Origin of the sequence: Shewanella sp. SM20 (assembly GCF_025654545.1) — a bacterium.
Lineage (GTDB): Bacteria > Pseudomonadota > Gammaproteobacteria > Enterobacterales > Shewanellaceae > Shewanella > Shewanella oncorhynchi.
The window spans coordinates 36,507-60,731 of record NZ_JAKKRK010000006.1 but is presented as its reverse complement, the minus strand read 5'-3'; the positions used below and the strand labels follow the sequence as shown (position 1 = coordinate 60,731).

The following is a 24,225-nucleotide window of genomic DNA, read 5'->3' as shown; positions in this document are numbered from 1 at the left end:
ATTTATGCACTTTCAGTAAAGTGGTGTGTCATTAAGGATTATAACCATTCGACTGATTGGTTAAAAGCCAACTGCCCTCGCTTTATAAAAAAAAGCGACTGAGCTAACGACCCATCTGGTGTTGCACTGATTTATRCACTTTCAGTAAAGTGGTGGGTCGTGAAGGATTCGAACCTTCGACCAATTGGTTAAAAGCCAACTGCTCTACCGACTGAGCTAACGACCCATCTAGGTATTACGATAAAAATGTTCACTTATTTTGGCATCARCAATGCGAATAATAAGTGGTGGGTCGTGAAGGATTCGAACCTTCGACCAATTGGTTAAAAGCCAACTGCTCTACCGACTGAGCTAACGACCCATCTGGTGTTGCGCTGATTTAYRCACTTTCAGTAAAGTGGTGTGTCATTAAGGATTAGAACCATTCGACTGATTGGTTAAAAGCCAACTGCCCTAGCTTCATAAAAAGCGACTGAGCTAACGACCCATTGTACTACTGACTATCTCATTAAATACCACTAACTTATTCTATTCATTAGAGTAAGTGGTGGGTCGTGAAGGATTCGAACCTTCGACCAATTGGTTAAAAGCCAACTGCTCTACCGACTGAGCTAACGACCCATTTACTGGTATTTCACGCCCCGAACGACCTCGCCGCTCTGAGGGCGCCTATAATACCTTTTTCATCTTCTCATGCAAGCGCAAATTCCCAATTTTTTGTCGTTTGCATGAAAAACAGACTAAGAGTATGTTTTTTAGTTAATTACGCTTTAATTGCAGCCAGTTGCTGCTGTGCAATACGTGCTGCGGCGCTGTTTGCGTAATCTTTGACAACTTGTTGGTAGTATTGCATCGCACCAGCTTTATCACCGGTTTTCTCGGCGATCATGCCAAGCTTCACTAAACTATCGCCACGTTTATTAGAATCACTAAAACGATCAACCACAGTTTTGAAGGCTTGTTTGGCTTCTGCAAATTCGCTCTTATTAAATAATAGCTGTCCTAACCAATAGTTCGCATTCGCGGCATACACAGAGTCTGGGTATTGTTTGATAAAAGCACGGAAGGCAGGAATGGCATCGTCATACTTTCGCTCTTTTAAGACTAAGTTAACGGCATTTTCATAACTTGCAGTTTCACTTAAACTACTTGCGGCAGCATTGGCCGATACCACAGAGGGGATTGATGTGGCTGCAGCTGCAGGTGCGGCAGATGCCTTTGAGGATAAATTAGCAAGCTCATCATATAACTGACGCTGACGCTCTTGCATCTGCTCAATCTGATAATTCTGTTGTTCGGTTAAACCGCGTAAATCGAGAACTTCCTGCTGCAGTGTATCAAGACGACGTTGCATCTCGAGCTCACTTTGTTGTCTCGATTTTACAATACGTTCGATACGAGCAAGTCTGTCATCACCCGAACCACCAGCAATATCTTCCACAGGAGCAGGCGCTGCAACTGCAGCGCCCGCACCAAGGAACATTGCCGTAATTAAGACGGCACGTTTCATTGTGTTACTCTCCGAGATTCAATCTTAGTAAACTAAAACTGCACGACGGTTTTTGCCAAAACCTTCATCAGTGCGAGAAAAATCAAGTGGTTTTTCTTCGCCATAGCTGACTACGCTCATTTGGCTTGGCTGTACGCCCATACCTTGTAGGTATTTAGCAACGGCTTTAGCACGACGTTCACCCAGAGCAATGTTGTACTCAGGAGTGCCACGCTCGTCCGCATGACCTTCAATCAGTACGCGCACACTTGGGTGCTCAACTAAGTAAGTACCATGAGCTTCTAATACAGCGGCGAATTCAGTTTGAACTTCACTGCGGTCGAAATCGAAGTAAATGATGTGTTCTTTTCTCAACTCTTCTAACTGCTGACGTTGCTGCTCTTCAGATGACAACATAGCACCCACACCACCAGTTTGAATGCCACCATTCAGTTCGCTACCTGAACCGTTTGTTGAGCCCATTGCATCAGTTTCTGATTCTGAAGTTGAGCTACATGCACTAATAGCCATAATTGGAAGTGCTACCAACATAGCTTTTAACAACTTATTCAGATCCATTACGTGTTCCTTATAAAATTAAATGTGATTAAATCAAGGTATAACATTAGAGAAACGGAGACCAAGAAGGTGATTTCACCTCGCCTTGACCCACGGGTAATCTCGCTTTAAAGCGTCCATCCGTAGAAACAGCTGCTAATACTTGCTTACCTTGGTGTGTAGTGCCATATATGACCATAGTACCATTAGGCGCCACACTTGGGGATTCATCCAAGCGTGTAGAGGTTAGCACCTGCATAAAACGCGTATTTAAATCCATACGCGCAATATTAAACTTACCATTAGTACGGTTAACAAAAATCATACTACGTCCATCTGGCGTAATTGAACCACCAAGGTTCCATTCACCTTCAAATGTTTCACGACTCACTTTACCTGAACTTAACTCTACGCGATAAATTTGCGGTCTACCACCACGTTCAGAGGTGAAAATCAACGACTTCCCATCAGGATACCATGATGGTTCAGTATCGATAGCATAGTGATTGGTAATACGCTTAATCGCTTTTGTCGCAATATCGATAACATAGATCTCAGGCTGACCATCCTTAGACAGCGTCACAGCCAAAGATTTGCCATCAGGAGAGAAAGCCGGCGCACCGTTAATACCAGGGAAAGAGCTCACTTTAGTGCGCACTTGGGTATAAAGGTCTTGTACGAAAATCTCTGCTTTTTTATTTTCAAAGCTAACATACGCCAAACGACGTCCATCAGGCGACCAAGTGGGTGACATTAATGGCTCAGGTGAGCGCAGTAACATTTGCTCGTTAAAACCATCATAGTCAGCAACCATCAACTGATAAGGTGCTTTTTGAGTATGATTAACCACGACGTAGGAGATCCGCGTTAAGAATGCACCGCGAATACCGGTTAACTTTTCATAGACGATATCGCTAATTCTATGACCATATTGACGAAATTGCGCTGCTGAAATCACAGTTTGGCGACTGTCCATCAAAAATTCTGTAGCGCTGACTGAGCCTTTCAATGCTTGGTTTTGTGCTTTAACTAAATCGATTAAATCAAAGCTCACCAAATACTGATCGGTTCCGTAAGGTTTCACAGTACCTAACACCACAGCTTCTGCGCCAACGCTAGACCATGAACTAGGTTGAAACTGAGCCAAAGCACCAATATTGCGCTGAGGTAGTCCGAGCTCGTCTAAAGGTTTAAAGGTACCGCTACGAGCTAAGTCAGACATCACCACATCAGCAATCGCTTGTGGCGGTGCGCCAGGACCTTGCCATACAAAAGGCATCACAGCGATGGGACGCGCTGCGTCAACACCTTCTGTGATCACAATATCTAATGCCGCTTTCGCGGGGGTGGTGCACAGCAGAACTGCCAGTGCTAACCATTTTGCCAATATTTTCATGGTGCTCCTTTAATTAAACGTTGGTTCAACGATTAAGTTAATTTCTTTCATCAAGTTATAAACCGCAGGATCCGGAGACACAGGCAGTTTGCCCGCTTTCAAAATCGCCGCTTTTGCTGCACGACAAACGTTGGGATCACCACCTTTAGTTTGGCTGCTGATCACAAACCCATCATTCGCTAAACGCACAGAGACAGTACAAGTCTTTCCACGCATAGATTCATCCACTACCAAATTACGTTGAATAGTTGATTTTATCATTGCCTGATACTTACCGACTTCACTCTGCATTTGCTTATTCATGGTTTGCGACAGCGCCGCTTGCTCAGCCGCTAATGCATCAGCCATTTCCTGCTCTTGATCGGCAAGGGCTTTAGCATCTGCTTTAGCTTTAGCATCTGCTTTAGCTTTAGCATCTGCTTTAGCTTTAGCATCTGCTTTAGCTTTAGCATCTGCTTTAGCTTTAGCATCTGCTTTAGCTTTAGCATCTGCTTTAGCTTTAGCATCCGCTTTAGCTTTGGCATCTGCTTTAGCTTTAGCATCTGCCTCCGCTTTAGCTTCCGCATCTGCTTTTTGCTTACGGTCAGTTTCAGCTTTCACTGCAGCAGCTTCTTCAACCTTGCGTTTTTCAGCAGCTTTTTGTGCGGCGTCTTCAGCAACCTTACGCTCCTGCTCTTTCAGCTTACGGTCAGCTTCGGCTTTGACCGCCTTTTCCTTTTCCTGCTGCTGTTTCACCTGGGCTAATTTGGTCGCTTCATTGGCTTTTTGAATCTCAATTTCCTGCTGCTTACGTTCTTGCTCTAGCTGTTTAATCTGAGCTTGTTCGCGCTCGCGTGCCTGTTTCGCTTCTTGAGCTTTGCGTTCAAGCTCGGCTTGACGTTCTTGCTCACGGCGTTCGGCATCACGCTTTTCTTGCTTAAGTTTCTCAACTTGATTAGCCACTTTTTGCTGATCAACCATAACCGCTTTGATTGCTGGTGCGCTAACTTGTTGCATAGGCTCAGGTTTGTGAGAAAAATCTATTCCTAACGCCAGAATAATTATCACGCCAATATGAATACCCGCTGAAATTGACAGAGGTAATGTTACATCTGACTTATCTGCCACCTATTTCTCCTTGGGTGAATCCGTCATCAAACCGACTGATGGCACGCCAGCTTGCTGCAGTGTCACCATCAACTGAATCACTTTATCGTAAGGAATATTTCTATCGGCTTTAACCACAACAGGACGCTCAGGTTCAGTCACGATAAGTGCAGCCACTTCCGTTGCTAATTCTTCCAAATCCATAGGCACATTCGTTGAACCGCCTTTATTGAGGAAGTAATCACCATCACCATCGATTGAAGCAACAATGGGCGGCTTACTGTCATTGGGTAACACTTCTGCCGCCCCTTGAGGCAGCTCCACTTTGACCCCTTGGGTCACTATGGGTGCTGTTACCATAAAAATAATTAACAGCACGAGCATGACGTCGATATAAGGCACCACGTTGATTTCAGCAACGGGGCGACGACGTTTGCGCTGATAAGCTGGTTGCATTATGCCCCTTCCTTCTCACTGTATGCTTGGCGATGCAAAATGCTGGAGAACTCTTCCATAAAGTTTGCGTAAGCCATTTCTAATTTATCGACTTGAGTCGAGAAACGGTTGTAGGCGATTACCGCTGGAATTGCAGCAAATAAACCCATAGCCGTTGCAATCAAAGCTTCAGCAATACCGGGGGCAACCATAGCTAAGGTGGCGTTTTCCATCGAACCAATAGCGATAAAAGAATTCATGATCCCCCATACAGTACCAAATAAACCGATATAAGGGCTAGTCGAACCAATCGTAGCTAATAACGGTAAGTTAGCTTCTAACTTTTCCATTTCGCGAGACAAGGTCACACGCATAGCACGCGATGTACCATCCATGACGGCATCGGGCACTTTGCTATTTAATTTATTCAGGCGTGAATATTCCTTAAAGCCAGTCACAAATAATGACTCTAAACCGCTATTATCTGGACGAGATGATAATTCTTTATATAAACGGTTTAAATCAACACCTGACCAAAATTTATCTTCAAACTTCGCCGATTTACTTTTTGCGGATGTCAGTAAGCTACGGCGTTGTAAAATCACCGTCCAGGACATCACCGACAAGCAAAGTAAAGTGAACATAACAAATTTCACTAATAAACTGGCTTGTAAAAATAACCCAACAATCGACATATCAGCTTGCACTGTCAAACTCCTGCACAATATTTAAGGGAATAGCTCGGGGACGCATACGTGATAGCGCAACACAAACAACCAGCACTGTGCCTTCACAATAACAGTCTCCCTGTTTATCGACCAAGCGTTGATGAAAGATCAACGAGGCCTTTTTCAACTCTATGACCTTAGTTTCAACAATAAGGTTCTGTTCAAAACGTGCTGCTTTGCGAAAATCGAGTTCCGCACGCTTTACGACAAAAGCAGTGTCGTCGGCTAATAACGCAGTCTGACTAACGCCAAGGGCTTTTAACCACTCGGTTCGCGCGCGCTCAAAAAAGTTGAGGTAGTTCGAATGATAGACAACGCCACCAGCGTCGGTGTCTTCGTAATAGACTGAAATTGGCCAATGAAACATCATTTGAAAATAAGCAAATTTTGGTTGAAAAATTGACGCTTACTATACCTAGGGAAACAAGACTTGTGAATGACCCGATGAAGATATAGATAGGAATAGCGCGGGTTTCAGATGAATAGGGGCAATTGTAAAAGAGAATGGGGTCAAACGACCCCATTTTATTAACATAGTTAGTTATTTTGCGATAGCTTGTGGCAAGGTTAAGCCAAAACTCTGCCACAAGAAACTGTAGATGTCGGCAAATTCGTCGATCTTCATCGCCGTGGGCTTACCCGCTCCATGACCAGCATTTGACTCGATACGCATAATGACTGGTTTATTGCCCTGCTGTTTCTCCTGCAGCATGGCCGCAAACTTGAAACTGTGTAATGGCACAACACGATCATCATGATCCGCAGTCATTACCATAGTCGCAGGATAAGCTTGCGCTTTTACATTGTGATAGGGCGAATAAGCCAATAGCGCAGGGAATTGCTCTGCTTTATCAGCACTGCCGTATTCACTCGTCCAAGCCCAACCAATAGTGAACTTGTGGAAACGCAGCATATCCAACACGCCCACCGCAGGTAATACGGCAGCAAAGAGTTCAGGACGTTGAGTCACCGCAGCGCCCATCAACAGACCACCATTACTGCGGCCATAGGCACCGAGTTTAGAGCTGTTGGTGTATTTTTCGCTTACCAGATATTCCGCAGCAGCAAAATAGTCATCAAACACATTTTGCTTTTTGTCGAACATCCCCGCTTGATGCCAGCTTTCGCCATACTCAGCACCGCCACGTAAACTCGGCACGGCATAAATGCCACCCATGTCTAACCAAGCGATATTGGCAGGGCTAAAACGTGGTGTCATCGAAATGGCAAAACCACCATAGGCATAAAGTAATGTCGGATTTTGACCGTTTTTCACTAAGCCCTTTTTATAGGAGAGCATCATAGGCACACGCGTACCGTCTTTGCTGCTATAGAAAACCTGTTCAGAAACATAGTTATCGGGATTAAACGAGACTTTGGGTTTAGCAATGACGGTTGAACCGCCAGTTTTAAAATCAAACTTATAGGTGGTTTCAGGCTGAATATAACTATTGAACACATAATAGAAATAATCTTTGCTGGCTTTACCAAAAGGCCCTGCCACATTGCCAAGACCAGGCAATGCCACATCTTGACGCTTCTGACCACCCATACTGTAAATCGATAATTGACCTAACACATCATGTAAATAACTCACCACTAAATGGTCATTAATAATGGCGACATTATTAATCGGATCTTTAGACTCAGGAATAATCGTTTGCCATTGCGATTTATCACTATTGCGGGTGTCAATCGCAATCACTTTACCATTAGGCGCCTCTAAATCGGTTTTGAAATAAAACACTGAACCATCATTACCGAGAAACTCATATTCAGCTTCTAATTTGAGGATCAATTCCACCACTTGGGATTTAGGCTCAAATAACGATTTATAGAAGAAACGATTACGCTTATCCGTACCTTGAGAAATCGACAGTAATAAGTATTCACCTTTCTCAGAGACATCAATGCCAAAGCCCCAATCTTTATTCTGTGGACGCTCATAAATCAATAGATCTTGATGTTGGTCTGTGCCTAATTTGTGGTAATACACTTTTTGGTTAAAATTAACGTCAGCTAAGACATCCCCCCCTGCTGGGGCATCATAACGGGCGTAGAACACACCTTGGTTTTCTTTATCCCACACTGCACTAGAAAATTTAATCCATTTCAGTTCATCGGCCAGTTTCTTACCGGTTGCAATATCAACGAACTGCCATTGCTGCCAATCTGAGCCAGAATCTGAAACACCATAAGCTAAAATTTTACCGTCATTACTCACAGCCACGCCGGATAAGGCAACAGTACCATCCGCAGACAGTTTATTTGGGTCAAGAACAGGCTTTTCAACACCATCTAAACCTTTAACGTACAAAACCGATTGCGCCTGTAGGCCATCATTGCGGTAGTAAAATTGGTTGTCGCCGTTTTCAAACGGAGCAGAGACTTTTTCGTAATTCCAAAGTTCTGTAATACGTTCGACCACAGCTTGTTTATTGGGGATCTTAGCGAGGTAGGCTTGACCAAAGTCTTGTTGTTCTTTTACCCACTCTTCAGTTTCAGGCGTATTGGCCTCCAGATGACGATAAGGGTCGGGCACTGCGACACCATGAATGGTTTCGACGAGGTCATCTTTTTCAGTAACAGGGTAAACGAGTTTAGTTGCGCTTGCCTGCTCAGTCGAATTTTGCTCAGGTGCATTGCCACTTTGGCAGGCACCGAGTGCCATCCCCAATGTGGCCACTAACAAACCTTGCTTTGCAAGGCGAAATCTTAATGCCATCGTGTTGTCGTCCTTCTTATGGTTTCGGGCTTAAGGCCTTTTCAGCAAGTACTATACAAGCAAAAAAAATCATGGCAATGGCGTAACTTAATATGAAGTTTTTTAAGCTGTATCGTGAATTTAACAAAATAGCAGCAAGGATAAGCTTATTGAAGTGTATTATTATGCATTAATAGTGAGTTATAAGTTATTAATCAAGGTAAATAGTGACTTAAGTGATATAAATCACCTTTGTAGCCATTAGAATTACTAATGTTTATGGGCAATTTTTCTCGTTTGTTTTACAACAGGTTTCCCAATAGAATGTGCTTGTTTTCAGGAGATAACTGCTTGCAGATATCGAAAACAAAGAACTTTTAAACTGGTGTGTTCCCAACACTTCAGTTTCTTTTCTGGTTCTTATGCTTGACTTCCTTCCTTCAATTTGTTGATTGCAAATGCATTATTTTTGCGGCCCGCTTAGTTTAAGCGGGCTTTTTTTTAGCATTTCAAACACAATCCTGATTATTGCAACGGCCAAGTTTTATACTTCATCTATATTACTCGTACTTATCCCACTCTCGCTTTCTGCAGTACTTGTTGAGGTGGATATGTCATATCTACAAATTAAAAAATCTCATTATTTTTACCCATACGCGCAAATTGAGCGAATCATTCGATTAAAGTGGCATACTGCCTGAACTCTCCTTCTTTTAAAAACGACAATGCCAAGTCATAAACTTGGCATTGAAAAATACTTAAAACCTAGGTAAAACAAACACTACAAAGGTTTACTGATCCGTATAACAACACGACGGTTACGCGCCCTTTCATCCATATCATCATTGGAAGCCACGTGACGACGCTCACCATGCCCGAATGTGACAATACGATCTTGAGGAATACCACTGGCAACAAAGAACTCTTTTACCGACGCAGCTCGTGTATCCGACACTTTCTGGTTTACTGAACGGCCACCATAACTGTCGGTATACGCATCCACCAGCACTAACTCTACCAAGGGATCATAGGCTAAATATTCTTGTACCCGAGACAGTTGTTGCTGGGAGAAACGAGTTAAATCGGTCCCGCCTTCATCGTAATTTAATACAGTAAAAGCAATATCTTCGAAGCTATAGGGCAATAAATGCGCTAGACAAGCTTTAAACTCAGTATATTTACGGCCAAAATTAGCTGAAGACAAACCCACAGCTATCTTATTCGACTCATTATACCAATCAGCATAGTAAAACGTTGGTTCCATACCGCGACTCAACTCTGCCAACATAGACCAAGCTGCGCGCTTAGGCACTTCCCCGTTAAAGTACTTTTGATAATGTAATGAAGTGATCTCTTTTGATACCACACCAGGACGCCACTGCGGCGCGCGGCTAATTAATTTCGCCTGCGTCACTTGATCAGGTTTTACCCACATATCTAAGGTAAAAGTCATATTCTGCTGTTTACCCGCTTCACTGGTAAAAATCGCTTTACCGTAAGAAGGAATATCATGCTCAAGGCGACAGACGATGGGAGTATTTTCACTCACTCGCCACTGGGAATCACTTAAAGAGGCGACATAATGGCGCAACTCTGCCATTGCAGTTGCTGGAACGCATAAAATTGATACTAATATCAGTTTTCGCCACATAGCCTTTACTCATGTTTAATCGGTTACATGGCTTTATCGGCAAACTATTTAGTTCCTTTAGCTCATAAAACCACCAATCAAGCATGACACACCCCAACACATTTAGCATAATAGCGCCCTGTGAATTTTCTTGAGTACTTTATGAGTGACATTTGCGACGCGAACAAATTGAAATACCGATTTCGAGGCTACTTTCCCGTAGTCATTGATGTCGAAACTGCGGGCTTCAACTCTCAAACCGATGCGTTGCTAGAAATTGCCGTCACCCTACTGAAAATGGACAATGAAGGCGTGATAGGAATCGACAAAACCCTACACTTCCACATTGAGCCCTTTGAAGGCGCAAATTTAGAACCCGAAGCGTTAGCATTCAACGGTATTGATCCCACGAATCCGTTACGGGGAGCGGTGAGCGAGAAAGAAGCCTTTTTAGAAATCTTTAAAGCCGTGAAGAAAGCCCAAAAAGCCTCCGACTGCCATCGCAGTATCATAGTGGCGCACAATGCGGCATTCGATCATGGTTTTGTGAGTAAGGCGATAGAACGTTGCGACTTAAAACGTTCGCCGTTTCATCCTTTTGCCACCTTTGACACAGCAACGCTCGCCGGACTCGCCATTGGTCATACCGTACTTGCCAAGGCATGTATTATGGCGGGTATTCCCTTCGATAATAAAGAAGCCCATTCGGCGCTATATGATACCGAACGTACCGCGGAGCTTTTTTGTCATATAGTGAATCGTTGGAAATCATTAGGTGGCTGGCCATTACTGGCTGTGGATGTGCAGGATGCAGAAAGCGGTACTGTGGAATAAATTTAACAGGTAACACTAGATCTTAAGCAATGAAAAAAACAAAAAAGCTGCCATTGGCAGCTTTTTTCATTTAACAGGCGACTGTGATTAGAAAAGGACTAATTACAGTGAGCTTGCGTTTTCAGACAGGTAAGCAGCAACACCTTCAGTGCTTGCATTCATACCTTTATCGCCTTTTTCCCAGCCAGCAGGACAAACATCACCGTGCTCTTCATGGAATTGCAGTGCATCGATCATACGTAGCATTTCATCAACGTTACGGCCTAATGGCAGATCGTTAACGACTTGGTGACGAACCATGCCTTCTTTGTCGATCAAGAATGAACCACGGAAAGCCACACCCGCTTCTGGATGCTCAACATCGTATGCTTTACAGATTTCATGTTTAACGTCAGCCACTAGCGTGTATTTAACTTGGCCAATACCGCCTTTTTCAACTGGGGTGTTACGCCATGCATTGTGGGTAAACTGAGAATCGATAGACACACCAATCACTTCTACGCCACGCTTAGTGAACTCTTCCATACGGTGATCAAAAGCGATCAACTCTGATGGGCAAACGAAAGTGAAGTCAAGTGGATAGAAGAATACGACGGCTGGTTTGCCTTTGATGGCTGCAGTCAAGTTAAAGCTATCAACGATTTCGCCAGAACCTAATACAGCTGCAGCAGTAAAATCAGGAGCCTGACGGCCTACTAATACGCTCATTTTATATCTCCATCTATGAGTTGAACTAAGTGTAAGGCAAGATGCCTTCTAGCCAGTATGTTCTCAACCTAGGTCAAGTTAAATCCTTACTGATTAAAAGGTGTTCTTACCAATCAAATCCTTAGGCATTATAAGTCGTGTGCTGTGCCTTACAACCTATTTAAGACCAATATCACATTTTTCAAGGGTATTTCCGTTTTGCCTGACTAAGGATAGAGCAATCTGCGTATCCTGTGTGCGGAGCAATCCACATTCGGCTAACAGACAAAACCCAGCATGATCACATTTTCAGATATTTTTCAGATAAGCCCTCGGCAAACTGGACATCCACTGCCTTTGCAGTCGAAAATAGCTCCTTTGGCTTAAAGAATTAAGAAAATTGATAATGAATGCAGTCGTAATTGCAGTGTGCTTAATGTTAGCACTCAGTTTAGCTAGGGTGAATGTGGTTATTGCCCTGACCGTGAGCGCCCTCGTGGCGGGATTGGTAGGCGGAATGGATCTGCACCAAACTATAGATGCCTTTAATACAGGCTTAGGTGGCGGCGCACAAATTGCGCTCAGTTATGCATTATTAGGTGCTTTCGCTGTCGCACTATCGCATTCAGGCTTAACGACGCTGATTTCTAGAAGCATCATTAGTAGCCTTGGACAAGATCCTAATCCCACAAACACTAACTGGGTACGCTGGTTACTGCTGTTATCGCTACTCGTTATGTCGATGGCTTCACAGAATATTTTACCGATCCATATCGCCTTCATTCCGATTTTAGTGCCACCACTCTTACATGTGATGACCAAACTGAACATCGACCGCCGCCTTGTGGCTTGTGTTCTCACCTTCGGCCTAGTCACCACCTATATGATTTTACCGATTGGTTTTGGTGGCATTTTCTTAAATGATATTCTGCTTTCCAACTTAACCAGCAATGGCTTAGCCGCTGCTCGCGAGCAAATTCCGCCAGCCATGTTAATCCCTGCGGCGGGTATGGTCGTAGGGTTACTCACAGCAGTATTCATCAGTTACCGTAAACCTCGGACTTACGACGAGGCAAAAGTGTTGGTCGCTGAACCTGAAGAAAATCTCAACAAACGCAATATCATCATTGCTGCACTGGCGATATTAGCCACTCTCGTCGTACAACTTGAAACTGACTCTATGATTTTTGGTGCCTTAGTCGGCTTCATGATTTTCAGTTTTTCGGGTGCCTTGAAGCATGTCGCCGACCAAGATATCTTCAACCAAGGTGTGCGAATGATGGCCAATATCGGCTTTATCATGATTTCAGCAGCTGGCTTTGCCGCTGTAGTGAAAGAAACCGGTGAAGTGGGTACGCTTGTGGCCTCGCTTAGCGACATCATTGGGGATAATAAAGCCCTCGCAGCCTTCTTGATGTTACTGGTTGGTCTACTGATCACTATGGGAATTGGATCGTCTTTCTCCACCATTCCAATTATCGCGACGATATATGTACCATTGGCATTAAGTTTTGGTTTTTCAGTAGCGGCCACAATCGCGTTAGTTGGCACTGCCGCCGCGCTGGGTGATGCGGGCTCGCCAGCATCAGATTCCACCTTAGGTCCCACTGCAGGTTTGAATGCCGATGGTCAACATGATCACATTCGTGACAGCGTGATACCAACATTTATCCACTACAATATTCCACTATTAGTGTTTGGTTGGATTGCAGCAATGGTGTTGTAAGTGTTATCGCAGATGTTTACATTACCGTATTAGAAAGTAACAACAGCGTGGCATTCTCCGCGCTGTTTTTTATCTCGGGTATTCACTTTTATTGCGGGCAGCAGGTTAACTCACTGATTCACTCAATAACTCACGTAATAATGAACGTGATAATTAAGGTGTCAGGTCAAGCTTGCGACTTCCCTGCTTATTCTTTTTATCCTCATAGAGCGCTTTATCCGCCGCTTGCAGCACTGCCTCGAAGTTAGCATAGTCTTGCGAATCAGCGACACCGCAAGAAACGGTCAACACATTTAAAAATTGTCGCTCTGCCACAGCTTGACGTAAATGTTCAGCCAACACCAAAGCCCGATCGAAAGTACAATTAGCTAAGATGACGACAAACTCATCACCACCGGTTCTGATTAACAAATCGTTTTCTCGAAATACGCCGCGCATTGCATCGACAATTTGCATGATCGCCATGTCCCCGAGTTTATGCCCGTAGGTATCATTAATGGTTTTGATTTTATCGCCATCCACACAGATCACTGCGTAATGCCCCTTAGTTGCGACATCAAACAGTGCGGTCTCATAGACTTTCTTATTGTAGGTGCGAGTAAAAGCATCCAATAACATCGCTTCACTAAACCGTTGACGCTCAGTACGAAGTTTCCTAAAACGATTGATATTAATTTGAACGAAGAAGATCACAATAGATAACAAAAACCACAGGGGCAAATTCCACACAATAAAACGAAATATACTGATTTTGTATGTCAGTGAAGTCATGTTATCTAAATGATTTGTCATCGAATAAAACAAGAACTCCGGCGTCAGCTCAGCCCAAAGGCTATCTGTCGTGATCACCAACTCAGTGCCATAATCGGTATTGCGCCATTCAACATGTTTATTACGCATAAAACCCGACGTCATAAAGGCCGTGTCGGCAATCACATCACCAATAAAATGATTAGGATCGCTAGATGATGTAATCGGCGAGGCCATAGATAAAATGACTTTACCAGTCACTTCATCTTGATAAGGAATGGATAACACTATGCCATCGGCCAAGGACTCTGGCGTCGCGTCTTTCGCACAATAGTGCAGGCTCTGACAAAACTCATTTGTCGAAGTACGGTCATTAATCAGCCGCGCTTTTACGTCCTCAGGGATTGGGGTAGCAAAATACACAGCATCACTACGATAAAGCCCCACATACAGGAAAATATCTTCTGCATTTGTCTTTTTACTGGAGTAGAGATAATCAAAGTAGCGTAAGACTTGCGCTTCTTCAGCAGAAAGCTCCACCCCTTGGGGCAGCATTAATCGGGTGGGATCGAGCTGAAAAGGCGCTAAAGAAGATTTATTGAAATCAATGATGTCGTGCAGGGATAAGCTTTTACCGAGCAGTTCAATATAGCTCGGTGTGATTTGCTTGGTTTTTACAAAAGACACAAAGGATTGGTGTTCTCTATCGATTTTAAACGGCAATAGGATCAACAAGAATATGACAAATAACAGGGTCGCAAGTGCAAGTGACCGACGTAATAACAACCAGTTGAGTGCCGAATGTCCCATAATCCCTCTTAATCCTTGTTATACCGACAATATGCCTTGCCCAAAACTTAAGTAATGTCCCATTAAACCACAAAATAAACCAATAAAAACAACTGCAATTGCGAATAACTATTTGTCTTAATGCTAAACTTTAGCAGCTTAAAACAAAGTTGTTATAACTGTGGCGAACAAAAAAACAAAAAGGGAGCCTAGGCTCCCTTACTGAGTACATCCGCTCAACTGAGCATCAGCTACGCTAATTATTTAGCAACTTGATTTTTAACAGCTTTGGTTATTTAGTACCAAAGATTTTATCGCCCGCATCACCAAGACCAGGCAGGATATAGCCCTTCTCATTGAGGCACTTGTCGATAGCAGCGGTATATAACTCGATATCAGGATGCGCCGCCTCTAACGCTTTGATCCCTTCAGGTGCAGCCACTAGCACTAAGGCCTTAATTGAAGTACAACCGCGCTTTTTCAATAAATCGACGGTCGCAATCATAGAACCACCTGTCGCCAACATAGGGTCGACAACTAAGGCGATACGCTCGTTCATGTCGCTGGCCAGCTTCTCAAAATAAGGCACTGGCTCAAGGGTCTCTTCATCACGGTAAATACCGACAACTGAGATACGCGCACTTGGAATGTGCTCGAGTACGCCGTCCATCATGCCCAAACCCGCACGTAAAATTGGCACAACAGTGACTTTCTTACCTTTGATTTGATCGACTTCAACCGGACCATTCCAGCCTTCAATCGTCACCGTTTCAGTTTCGAAATCTGCGGTAGCTTCATAGGTTAATAAACTACCCACTTCGGCGGCTAGTTCACGGAAACGTTTAGTGCTAATGTCACCTTCGCGCATTAAACCGATTTTGTGACGCACTAAAGGATGTTTAACCTCGACAACTTTCATTTTTCTCTCCTGCTTATTTTTCGGCGTATTATTTTAGGCAAATTTTTCAGATTCTAGTTGATTTGTTTACTAGGTAAAACAGAAAGTTTTGCCATTCGGTCTAATCGTGAGCTATCTCCCAAGAATAATCCCCAATCGTCTAAGATACCTACTGTGATTTACTATTTTGTGACCAAACTCAAGACCTCTAAAAATAGAATATCTCGCATTCAGACCAAAAAAACTCCGCCGAGGGGCATAAATCCAAATCATGACTTTCGACCCCTAGCACAAGCTGGTAGAATACCGCCGCATAAAATCCAATAACGATGTACCCGAGAGGATCCCTCCGTGAGCACACCTACCCCACTGAGCTATAAAGATGCCGGCGTTGATATTGATGCAGGTAATGCACTGGTAAGTAACATTAAAGCAGCCGTTAAACGTACCCGTCGTCCAGAAGTTATGGGCAACTTAGGTGGTTTTGGCGCCTTGTGTGAAATCCCCACTAAATACAAACAACCGGTTTTAGTGTCTGGCACCGATGGTGTTGGGACTAAATTACGTTTAGCTATCGACTATAAAAAACATGACACTGTAGGCATAGACTTAGTCGCCATGTGTGTGAACGATCTGATCGTTCAAGGCGCTGAGCCACTGTTTTTCCTCGATTACTACGCAACAGGCAAGCTCGATGTTGAAACGGCAACGTCCGTTGTCAACGGCATCGGCGAAGGTTGTTTCCAATCTGGTTGTGCGTTAATTGGCGGTGAAACCGCTGAAATGCCAGGCATGTATGAAGGTGAAGATTACGACCTAGCGGGTTTCTGCGTGGGTGTAGTTGAAAAAGCCGACATTATTGACGGTAGCAAAGTGGCAGCGGGTGATGCGCTTATTGCATTAGCCTCAAGCGGCCCTCATTCAAATGGTTACTCTTTAGTACGTAAAGTATTAGAAGTGAGCCAAGCAGACCCTCAGCTAGATCTCAACGGCAAACCGCTGATTGAACATCTCCTTGAGCCAACCAAAATTTACGTAAAATCATTGCTCAAACTGATTGAAGCATCTGATGTCCATGCGATGGCGCACATTACTGGCGGCGGCTTCTGGGAAAACATCCCGCGCGTACTGCCAGATAATTTAAAAGCGGTTATCCAAGGCGATTCATGGCAATGGCCCGCTGTTTTCAGTTGGTTAATGGAAAATGGCAACATTGCAGAATACGAAATGTATCGCACCTTCAACTGTGGCGTCGGCATGTTAGTTGCGCTGCCAGCCGATAAAGTGGATGCAGCACTTGCATTACTGGCTGCAGAAGGCGAACAAGCATGGCTTATCGGTGCTATCGCACATCGTGAAGGCAATGAAGAGCAAGTGGAGATCCTGTAATGCCCCAGAGCTGTCGTGTAGTTGTATTAATTTCCGGAAATGGCAGTAACCTGCAAGCGGTTATCGACGGTTGCGATGATAATCTGCAGGCCGAAGTTGTCGGAGTCATCAGTAATAAACCCGATGCCTATGGCCTAGTGCGCGCCCATCATGGCGAAATTGATACCAGCTGCGTGATAGCTCACCAAGGTGAATCTCGCTCTGAATACGATGCACGTTTAATGACAGTGATTGAAAAGTACCAGCCCGATTTAATCGTGTTGGCGGGATTTATGCGGATCTTAACCGATGATTTCGTGAATCATTACCTAGGTCGCATGATCAATATTCATCCTTCGCTGCTACCTAAATATACTGGCTTAAACACCCATCAACGTGCCATAGACGCGAACGATAGCGAACATGGTGCCAGCGTGCATTTTGTCACGCCTGAGCTGGATGCAGGCCCAGTGATATTACAGGCCAAAGTGCCTGTTTATGAAGACGATACCGCGGATATGCTCGCCGCCCGCGTGCATGAGCAAGAACATGCCATTTATCCTCTGGTGGTGAAATGGTTTAGTCAGCAACGTCTTAACATGCAAAACGGCCAAGCCTATCTTGATGGCAATCTCATCGGCCCGAGCGGTTACGCGCCCGATTAGTTCCGCTTTAAAGCAATGGTAGCGAGATCACAAATGGAGACCTTAGGGTCTCTATTTTTTTAACTATTTTCCACAAAAGCATTGTTTTCTGGGGCAATGTGGCATTAGATAACTTAACGAAAAGTGATTTTTGCTCGGCATGACAAGAGACTATTAGATGAAAAATATTATCTGCGATATCGATGGTGTACTACTGCACGACAATAAACTGATCCCCGGCAGCGACAAATTTATCCAGCGCATTTTAGAGCAAGGCAATCCGTTAGTGATATTGACTAACTATCCCGTACAAACGGGTAAGGATCTGCAAAACCGTTTAAGTGCCGCCGGTATTGATATTCCTGAAGAATGCTTTTACACCTCCGCCATGGCCACCGCCGACTTTTTAAAACACCAAGAAGGCAGCAAGGCCTATGTCATTGGCGAAGGCGCCCTCACCCACGAACTCTACAAAGCAGGCTTTACCATTACCGATATTAACCCCGATTTTGTGATTGTCGGTGAAACCCGCTCCTACAACTGGGAAATGATCCATAAAGCGGCAGGCTTCATCGCACGCGGCGCGCGCTTTATTGCCACTAACCCCGATACTCACGGTCCAGCCTACAGCCCTGCTTGTGGTGCACTCTGCTCACCCATCGAACGTATTACCGGTAAGAAACCTTTCTACGTGGGCAAACCGAGTGCTTGGATTATTCGCTCTGCACTTAATCATATTGATGGACACTCGGAAGACACTGTCATCATAGGTGACAATATGCGTACCGATATTTTGGCGGGCTTCCAAGCAGGGCTTGAAACCATTCTGGTCACCAGTGGCGTGAGTAAGCTTGAAGATATCGACAAAGAGCCCTTCCGCCCGAACCATGTGTTTGCCTGCGCTGGCGATATCGACGTTGTTTAAACAATGGTTTAAACAGATGTCTAATCCTACGTCTAGCAATTCATCTTTGCCAGTCGCTTAAACATTACCTATGCAACACGCCTAGCCCAAAGGCGTATTGCATAGGGTAAAGCAACATTAAGTAACATATTCACCTTCTTCTCAACCTTGTGGCTCACCGCGGCTTGCTTCATGATAAGTCTCGCTTCTGATTGATTAACATAAATCTAAAATACCTTAATTAAAACAACAGTAGGATTAACCTATGCGACGTCTGTATCCACTCTGTGCGTTGGCCATGCTCAGTGCCTGTAGTCCAAATGTATCAGAGCCTGATGGCAACAGCACTTTGGCTGAACTCAAACCCGTGCAGTTTAATGAAGCGCGCTTTAGAAATGATATTAAAGCTCTGTCATCCGATGAATTTGAAGGTCGTGCGCCCACCACTCACGGTGAAAAACTCACCTTGGATTATTTGACCAAAGCCTTTACAGAGATGGGACTCAAGGGCGCGTACCAAGGCAGCTTTTTACAACCTGTACCTATGGTGAGCTATACCGCAGATGAAGCGCAGCAAGTCACGCTGGCAGGATTACCCTTTAAGTACCGAAAAGATCTGGTGCTCAGCAGTCGCCACGATAACGGTGGTATTAGTATTGAGAACGCACCATTAGTCTTCGTCGGCTATGGGGTGAACGCCCCTGAATATGGTTGGAATGATTACCAAGATCTCGACATGAAAGGCAAAATCGCGGTGATCTTAGTGAACGATCCCGGCTTTGCTCGCCCTGACTCGGGTAAATTCAACGGCAAAGCCATGACCTATTACGGCCGTTGGAGCTACAAATTTGAAGAGGCCAGTCGTCAAGGCGCACTCGGCGCACTGATTATCCATGATACCGAGCCCGCCTCTTACCCTTGGTCCGTGATAGAAAATAGTTGGACTGGACCACAGCAAGATCTGGTCTTCAGTAAAGCAGAACAAGATAGCCGCATTCAAGTCGAAGGCTGGCTTACACTGGACGCGGCTACACAACTGTTCGATAAAGCCGGTTTATCACTGCCTAATTTAATGGCGCGCGCCGCCGACAGCTCAATCAATTTATCCCTTGAACAAACGGCCAACATCGCCTTTAAAAATAAAGCCGAATACGCGAATAGCTACAATGTGGTCGCCACACTCCCCGGCAGCACACAAACCGACGAGCAAATCCTCTACACCGCCCATTGGGATCACATAGGTAAAGACGAGACGAAAGCAGGCGATCAAATTTATAACGGCGCCATGGACAATGCCTCGGGCACTGCCGGCATTCTCGAAATCGCCAGACAATTAGCCGACAATGCCAAACAAGGCCATGGTTTAGCGCGCTCGGTTACCTTTATCGCTACCACAGGTGAAGAACAGGGCTTACTCGGTTCACGCTATTACGCCGCCAATCCACTTTACCCTATCGACAAAACCGTGGCAGTGTTAAACCTCGACAGCACGAATATCTATGGCAAAACCAATGACTTTACCATTGTCGGCAAAGGTAAATCCGAGTTAGAAACTTATCTTATCGATGCGGCGAAACAACAAAACCGCATCGCCATGGGTGAGAAAAATCCCGCTTCGGGCGGTTTCTTCCGTTCAGATCATTTCAGCTTTGCCAAACTTGGCGTGCCAGCGGTATTTGCTGGCGGCGGTAGCAACCCCGTTGACGAAGCCACGGCTGCTTATAAAACCCAGATGCAAGCCACAATGAAGGGCTGTTATCACAATGTCTGCGATGAATATCGTGAAGATTGGGATTTAAGCGGCGCGCTGCAAGACTTGCAAATCTACTACCAAGTCACACGCACATTGGGCAACAGCCAAGATTGGCCGGGATATTATCAAGGCACAGAATTCAATAGCCTGCGCCCAGCCAAAACAACGCTGGAAACGGACGCAAAGTAACAGGCTAAGTCTGTGGCTTCTTGCGAGAGACCGTTGGGTTAGTCGTCTCTTATTGACGCCTGCTAGTCGCACCTGCGAAATAAAGCGCCTCCTCCGCCAGCCAAAGCGCCAAACAAGACCTACAAGCACGTGAACCATTCACGTGCTTTTTTGTTTTCAGCTCACAAACAATGCCGTTATCGCGAAATATCCATCCTGCCACACCATTCAGAATAGTCTTATGCCATTGGTTGATGTCAAACTCGGCGCATTAATTGATTAAAAATAAAACACTTAAACGAGCCAACTCATTATTTATGGTCTTTTTTAACGGTTTTTCTGTCATCGACACTTTTTTAAAACTCATTGTGAATTCCCCAAAACCCCTCACACCAAATCAGACAATAAAAACAAATCATCAAAAATAGCGCGAATTAAATGAATTATTCTCAAATAAAACCATTAAACACAAACATCTAAATCAACAAAATTACCAATAAGCAGATAAAACATCAAAAATAGTGTTTGGCAAAACGCTAAATAGCTGGCACATTAAACCTCAATTGAGACATCCTCAAATGACAGACAGTGTGGGAGTTGTACTATGTGTTCAATCTTTTCGATTTTAGATATCCAATCTGATGCCAAAGAACTGCGCCAAGTCGCGCTAGAAATGTCTAAGCTAATGCGCCACCGTGGCCCTGACTGGTCAGGTATTTATGCCAGTGATAAGGCAATTCTTGCCCACGAACGTTTAGCGATTGTTGACATTGAACACGGTGCTCAGCCGCTGCTGACTGAAGATGGCAGTTTGATCCTCGCGGTCAACGGCGAAATCTATAACCACAAAGAATTGAAAGCCCAGTTAGGCGATAAGTACAGCTATCAAACCAACTCTGACTGCGAAGTGATCTTGGCGCTGTATCAAGAATATGGCACTGAATTTCTTGATAAATTAAACGGTATCTTCGCCTTTGTGTTATATGACAAAGCCCAAGACAGATACCTTATCGGCCGCGATCACATGGGTATTATCCCGCTATACACAGGCCGTGACGCTGCGGGTAACTTCTATGTTGCCTCCGAAATGAAAGCCTTGATGCCAGTGTGTAAAACGGTAGAGGAATTCTTACCAGGCCAATATTTGTACTCAAGCGATGCAGCCGCGGTGAAATACTACACTCGCGATTGGCAAAGCTATGATGCGGTTAAAGATAACCCAGCCAGCCAAGAAGAATTGCGTGACGCATTAGAAGCAGCGGTCAAACGTCAATTAATGTCAGACGTGCCCTATGGTGTGTTGCTGTCGGGCGGCTTAGATTCATCGATCATTTCCGCCGTGACGCAAACCTTTGCTAAACGCCGTATTGAAGACAATGGCGAAACCAACGCTTGGTGGCCACAGTTACATTCCTTTGCCGTCGGCCTTGAAGGTGCGCCAGATTTAATCGCCGCCAAAAAGGTCGCCGAAGCGATTGGTACGATTCACCATGAGATCCATTTCACCTTCCAAGAAGGCTTAGATGCGATTAAAGAAGTGATCTATCACTTAGAAACCTACGATGTCACCACCATACGTGCTGCCACGCCAATGTATTTAATGGCGCGTAAAATCAAAGCGATGGGCATTAAGATGGTGTTATCGGGTGAAGGTGCTGACGAGCTATTTGGCGGCTATTTATACTTCCATAAAGCGCCAAACGCACAGGCATTCCACGAGGAATTAGTCCGCAAACTCGATAAGCTGCATCTGTTCGATTGTCTGCGTGCCAACAAAGCCATGGCCGCTTGGGGATTAGAAGCTCGCGTGCCCTTCCTCGATAAAGAGTTTATGGATGTGGCAATGCGCATCAACCCTGAAGCGAAAATGTCTAAGGATGGCCGTATTGAGAAACACATTCTGCGTAAAGCCTTTGAGCACAAATTGCCAAAAGAAGTGGCATGGCGTCAGAAGGAACAATTCAGTGACGGCGTTGGCTACTCTTGGATTGACGGTTTGAAAGAACAAGCTGCGGCGCGGGTGGATGATTTACAATTGGCGAAAGCGAAATTCCGTTTCCCATACAACACGCCAGAAACCAAAGAAGCCTATTTCTATCGCTGCTTCTTTGAGGAACATTATCCACTGAGCGGCGCTGCAGAAACGGTTCCAGGTGGTAAATCCGTCGCCTGTTCAACGCCAGAAGCATTGGCTTGGGACGAAAGCTTACGCGGCATTATCGACCCATCAGGCCGAGCAGTACGCTCTGTACACACCTCAAGTTATTAATAGCCTAACCTTGAAGAACTAGGTTAGTAAACTGAGCTGATGAGCTAGATTAATCATATAAATTAATTAGATTGATAAACTGGTTAAAACTGCAAACCACAAGCGCCACCCTAGGGTGGCGCTTGTATTTTAATGTTTTTTACTTTTATTGCTTACTCACGTACAAAATGGTGACTTAGCTAAAATACCAAACTAGGCCGACAGCGCACTGAATGGCTGGATTTGAGCCTGAGTATGAGCGTTAGTATGAATTTGAGTCTTGTCGTTGATTTGCACTTGAGTTTGAAAATGAACATTCATCTGCGTCAACGCCATCGGATCTAAGCTTAAAAACTGCTTTCCGGCACTCAGCCCCGCATGATAATCATGGCGTAAATCCGCATCGGTACTGCCCAGCAATTTACTTTGCAAATTTTCAGCTGCAAAAATCTGCACTATCTCCACATCCTCTGGCGGATTAGCGATAAAGTCCAATTCATCCTGATAGGCTTGTTCGTGCTGCACAAGATAATCTATGGTTTTCGGACAAAAGCCAGAAACACAAATCCAAGATTTTAATTTGTGAACCCAAGCCGATTGCGCCTGAAAATCCTCGCTCACAGTACGGATCACCACAATTTTGCGGGCACCACGACGATAGGCCTCACGCACAGGTAAAGGCGCTGCTAAACCGCCGTCGAGATAAAAATCACTATCATTACCTTCGCTTAATGCTGTGCCGTGACCAGAGGCACTATGATTAGCCGCGCCGTTATTACAGGCCTTGTCACTATTACAAGCCTTGTCATTTAGCCAAGGCGTGAGTTTCACTCCTTGTTTATACAAAAATGGTAATGCGCTAGAAGCTTTTAGCAATTCGCGCCACTGGCTTTTACTGCTTGGACTTAAAAAATAACCCTTGCGATCACTGGCATTGGTGGTGGTGATCAGTAACTGCCGATGACCGAGTGAGGCTGTCGCCGCGTTAAGATCTAATTTAAACATCCCTTGTCGCGTCTGCTCAAAATACCAATCTAAGTCGACCACATTGCCGCCGACTAACCCGCGACCGAGTCGATAGAAACGTTTATGGCGCGATAAACCGCGGATTAAGCGTTTGGCATAACCCTTTTGGCGGGCCAAAAAACTGCTAAGATTCTGTGAGCCTGCTGAGGTACCGATAAACAAATCAAAGGGATCGAATCCGCCATCAAGCCAAGCATCGAGCACGCCTGCGGTGAATATACCCCGCTGACCGCCACCTTCTGCAATCAGGGCCACCTGTGGGCTAGCGTTAGATTGAGCGTCTTTGGAGGTTAAGTGGCTGACGGCGTGCATAGGAAAACCTTATCGAATAATTCATATAAGGCGAGTCTAAACAAGCTGAATCAGAAATGATAACGGATAGAAACTATCATCTTAATAGATAA

At 44.7% G+C, this 24,225-nt stretch carries 20 protein-coding genes and 5 tRNA genes; 7 read left to right on the top strand and 18 right to left on the bottom strand.

The features are described from left to right. Window positions 1-21 precede the first annotated feature (21 nt). The 14 genes from L5M18_RS04325 to motY all read right to left on the bottom strand — a co-directional run bounded on the left by L5M18_RS04325 (window position 22) and on the right by motY (window position 10,047). Window positions 22-113 (bottom strand) — tRNA-Lys (locus L5M18_RS04325). Window positions 114-150: 37 nt separating this feature from the next. Then, window positions 151-226, bottom strand: a tRNA-Lys gene (locus tag L5M18_RS04320). Between the two features lie 59 nt (window positions 227-285). Beyond that, a tRNA-Lys gene (locus L5M18_RS04315) sits at window positions 286-361 on the bottom strand. Between the two features lie 37 nt (window positions 362-398). Continuing rightward, a tRNA-Lys gene (locus tag L5M18_RS04310) sits at window positions 399-487 on the bottom strand. A 58-nt stretch (window positions 488-545) separates the two neighbouring features. Then, a tRNA-Lys gene (locus tag L5M18_RS04305) sits at window positions 546-621 on the bottom strand. A gap of 142 nt (window positions 622-763) precedes the next feature. Beyond that, complete coding sequence (ybgF, locus tag L5M18_RS04300) at window positions 764-1,510, bottom strand: tol-pal system protein YbgF (RefSeq protein ID WP_263196037.1); 747 nt, start codon at window positions 1,508-1,510, stop codon at window positions 764-766. 24 nt (window positions 1,511-1,534) lie between these two features. Then, entirely contained in the window at window positions 1,535-2,068 is a 534-nt protein-coding gene (gene pal / locus L5M18_RS04295) for a peptidoglycan-associated lipoprotein Pal (protein WP_028760346.1), read from the bottom strand. 46 nt (window positions 2,069-2,114) lie between these two features. After that, a complete protein-coding gene (gene tolB, locus L5M18_RS04290; RefSeq protein WP_028760347.1) occupies window positions 2,115-3,443 on the bottom strand; it encodes a Tol-Pal system beta propeller repeat protein TolB in 1,329 nt (442 codons plus the stop codon). 9 nt (window positions 3,444-3,452) lie between these two features. After that, window positions 3,453-4,550, bottom strand: coding sequence for a cell envelope integrity protein TolA (gene tolA, locus L5M18_RS04285; RefSeq protein ID WP_263196036.1), 1,098 nt, complete (start codon window positions 4,548-4,550; stop codon window positions 3,453-3,455). Beyond that, window positions 4,551-4,985, bottom strand: a complete 435-nt coding sequence (tolR, locus tag L5M18_RS04280; RefSeq protein ID WP_113938780.1) for a protein TolR — start codon at window positions 4,983-4,985, stop codon at window positions 4,551-4,553. Then, on the bottom strand, window positions 4,985-5,671 hold the full coding sequence (tolQ, locus tag L5M18_RS04275) for a protein TolQ (protein WP_028760350.1): 687 nt from the start codon (window positions 5,669-5,671) through the stop codon (window positions 4,985-4,987). The genes tolR and tolQ overlap by 1 nt, the downstream gene beginning before the upstream one ends. Next, entirely contained in the window at window positions 5,661-6,062 is a 402-nt protein-coding gene (gene ybgC, locus L5M18_RS04270; protein ID WP_006081251.1) for a tol-pal system-associated acyl-CoA thioesterase, read from the bottom strand. The genes tolQ and ybgC overlap by 11 nt, the downstream gene beginning before the upstream one ends. 171 nt (window positions 6,063-6,233) lie before the next feature. Beyond that, window positions 6,234-8,417: a prolyl oligopeptidase family serine peptidase gene (locus tag L5M18_RS04265; RefSeq protein WP_263196035.1), complete on the bottom strand. Its 2,184-nt coding sequence runs from the start codon at window positions 8,415-8,417 to the stop codon at window positions 6,234-6,236. 760 nt (window positions 8,418-9,177) lie between these two features. After that, window positions 9,178-10,047, bottom strand: a complete 870-nt coding sequence (gene motY, locus L5M18_RS04260; RefSeq protein ID WP_113938782.1) for a flagellar protein MotY — start codon at window positions 10,045-10,047, stop codon at window positions 9,178-9,180. Between the two features lie 141 nt (window positions 10,048-10,188). Here motY and rnt point away from each other — a divergent pair, with 141 nt between their 5' ends. Further along, entirely contained in the window at window positions 10,189-10,860 is a 672-nt protein-coding gene (gene rnt, locus L5M18_RS04255; protein WP_263196034.1) for a ribonuclease T, read from the top strand. Between the two features lie 102 nt (window positions 10,861-10,962). On the opposite strand, the gene L5M18_RS04250 is transcribed toward rnt, so the two are convergent. Then, window positions 10,963-11,568, bottom strand: a complete 606-nt coding sequence (locus L5M18_RS04250) for a peroxiredoxin C (protein WP_006081247.1) — start codon at window positions 11,566-11,568, stop codon at window positions 10,963-10,965. A gap of 385 nt (window positions 11,569-11,953) precedes the next feature. On the opposite strand from L5M18_RS04250, the gene L5M18_RS04245 reads away from it, so the two are divergent. Further along, window positions 11,954-13,273, top strand: a complete 1,320-nt coding sequence (locus tag L5M18_RS04245; protein ID WP_173496537.1) for a Na+/H+ antiporter family protein — start codon at window positions 11,954-11,956, stop codon at window positions 13,271-13,273. A gap of 153 nt (window positions 13,274-13,426) precedes the next feature. On the opposite strand, the gene L5M18_RS04240 is transcribed toward L5M18_RS04245, so the two are convergent. After that, complete coding sequence (locus L5M18_RS04240) at window positions 13,427-14,833, bottom strand: GGDEF domain-containing protein (protein WP_263196032.1); 1,407 nt, start codon at window positions 14,831-14,833, stop codon at window positions 13,427-13,429. Between the two features lie 271 nt (window positions 14,834-15,104). Further along, a complete protein-coding gene (gene upp, locus L5M18_RS04235) occupies window positions 15,105-15,731 on the bottom strand; it encodes a uracil phosphoribosyltransferase (RefSeq protein ID WP_006081245.1) in 627 nt (208 codons plus the stop codon). Window positions 15,732-16,061: 330 nt separating this feature from the next. On the opposite strand from upp, the gene purM reads away from it, so the two are divergent. The 5 genes from purM to asnB all read left to right on the top strand — a co-directional run bounded on the left by purM (window position 16,062) and on the right by asnB (window position 22,816). After that, window positions 16,062-17,099 carry a phosphoribosylformylglycinamidine cyclo-ligase gene (gene purM / locus L5M18_RS04230; protein ID WP_028760356.1) on the top strand — a complete coding sequence of 346 codons (1,038 nt, stop codon included), beginning with the start codon at window positions 16,062-16,064 and terminating at the stop codon, window positions 17,097-17,099. Further along, window positions 17,099-17,743 carry a phosphoribosylglycinamide formyltransferase gene (gene purN, locus L5M18_RS04225; RefSeq protein WP_028760357.1) on the top strand — a complete coding sequence of 215 codons (645 nt, stop codon included), beginning with the start codon at window positions 17,099-17,101 and terminating at the stop codon, window positions 17,741-17,743. The genes purM and purN overlap by 1 nt, the downstream gene beginning before the upstream one ends. A 157-nt stretch (window positions 17,744-17,900) precedes the next feature. Beyond that, entirely contained in the window at window positions 17,901-18,647 is a 747-nt protein-coding gene (locus L5M18_RS04220; RefSeq protein ID WP_028760358.1) for an HAD-IIA family hydrolase, read from the top strand. 244 nt (window positions 18,648-18,891) lie between these two features. Further along, entirely contained in the window at window positions 18,892-20,568 is a 1,677-nt protein-coding gene (locus L5M18_RS04215) for a M28 family metallopeptidase (RefSeq protein WP_263196031.1), read from the top strand. A 583-nt stretch (window positions 20,569-21,151) separates the two neighbouring features. Further along, window positions 21,152-22,816 (top strand): asparagine synthase B, encoded by a 1,665-nt coding sequence (gene asnB / locus L5M18_RS04210; protein ID WP_263196030.1) that lies wholly within the window; start codon window positions 21,152-21,154, stop codon window positions 22,814-22,816. Window positions 22,817-23,008: 192 nt separating this feature from the next. Here asnB and L5M18_RS04205 read toward each other — a convergent pair whose 3' ends face one another. Next, window positions 23,009-24,133: a patatin family protein gene (locus tag L5M18_RS04205; RefSeq protein WP_263196028.1), complete on the bottom strand. Its 1,125-nt coding sequence runs from the start codon at window positions 24,131-24,133 to the stop codon at window positions 23,009-23,011. Between the last annotated feature and the right edge of the window lie 92 nt (window positions 24,134-24,225).

Coding starts and splice junctions, on each gene's coding strand:
- upp (WP_006081245.1), bottom strand. CDS start 15,731: ATGAAAGTTGTCGAGGTTAAACATCCTTTAGTGCGTCACAAAATCGGT.
- purN (WP_028760357.1), top strand. CDS start 17,099: ATGCCCCAGAGCTGTCGTGTAGTTGTATTAATTTCCGGAAATGGCAGT.
- L5M18_RS04245 (WP_173496537.1), top strand. CDS start 11,954: ATGAATGCAGTCGTAATTGCAGTGTGCTTAATGTTAGCACTCAGTTTA.
- L5M18_RS04215 (WP_263196031.1), top strand. CDS start 18,892: ATGCGACGTCTGTATCCACTCTGTGCGTTGGCCATGCTCAGTGCCTGT.
- L5M18_RS04240 (WP_263196032.1), bottom strand. CDS start 14,833: ATGGGACATTCGGCACTCAACTGGTTGTTATTACGTCGGTCACTTGCA.
- L5M18_RS04220 (WP_028760358.1), top strand. CDS start 17,901: ATGAAAAATATTATCTGCGATATCGATGGTGTACTACTGCACGACAAT.
- ybgC (WP_006081251.1), bottom strand. CDS start 6,062: ATGATGTTTCATTGGCCAATTTCAGTCTATTACGAAGACACCGACGCT.
- pal (WP_028760346.1), bottom strand. CDS start 2,068: ATGGATCTGAATAAGTTGTTAAAAGCTATGTTGGTAGCACTTCCAATT.
- tolB (WP_028760347.1), bottom strand. CDS start 3,443: ATGAAAATATTGGCAAAATGGTTAGCACTGGCAGTTCTGCTGTGCACC.
- ybgF (WP_263196037.1), bottom strand. CDS start 1,510: ATGAAACGTGCCGTCTTAATTACGGCAATGTTCCTTGGTGCGGGCGCT.
- L5M18_RS04250 (WP_006081247.1), bottom strand. CDS start 11,568: ATGAGCGTATTAGTAGGCCGTCAGGCTCCTGATTTTACTGCTGCAGCT.
- L5M18_RS04265 (WP_263196035.1), bottom strand. CDS start 8,417: ATGGCATTAAGATTTCGCCTTGCAAAGCAAGGTTTGTTAGTGGCCACA.
- tolR (WP_113938780.1), bottom strand. CDS start 4,985: ATGCAACCAGCTTATCAGCGCAAACGTCGTCGCCCCGTTGCTGAAATC.
- rnt (WP_263196034.1), top strand. CDS start 10,189: ATGAGTGACATTTGCGACGCGAACAAATTGAAATACCGATTTCGAGGC.
- motY (WP_113938782.1), bottom strand. CDS start 10,047: ATGTGGCGAAAACTGATATTAGTATCAATTTTATGCGTTCCAGCAACT.
- asnB (WP_263196030.1), top strand. CDS start 21,152: ATGTGTTCAATCTTTTCGATTTTAGATATCCAATCTGATGCCAAAGAA.
- L5M18_RS04205 (WP_263196028.1), bottom strand. CDS start 24,133: ATGCACGCCGTCAGCCACTTAACCTCCAAAGACGCTCAATCTAACGCT.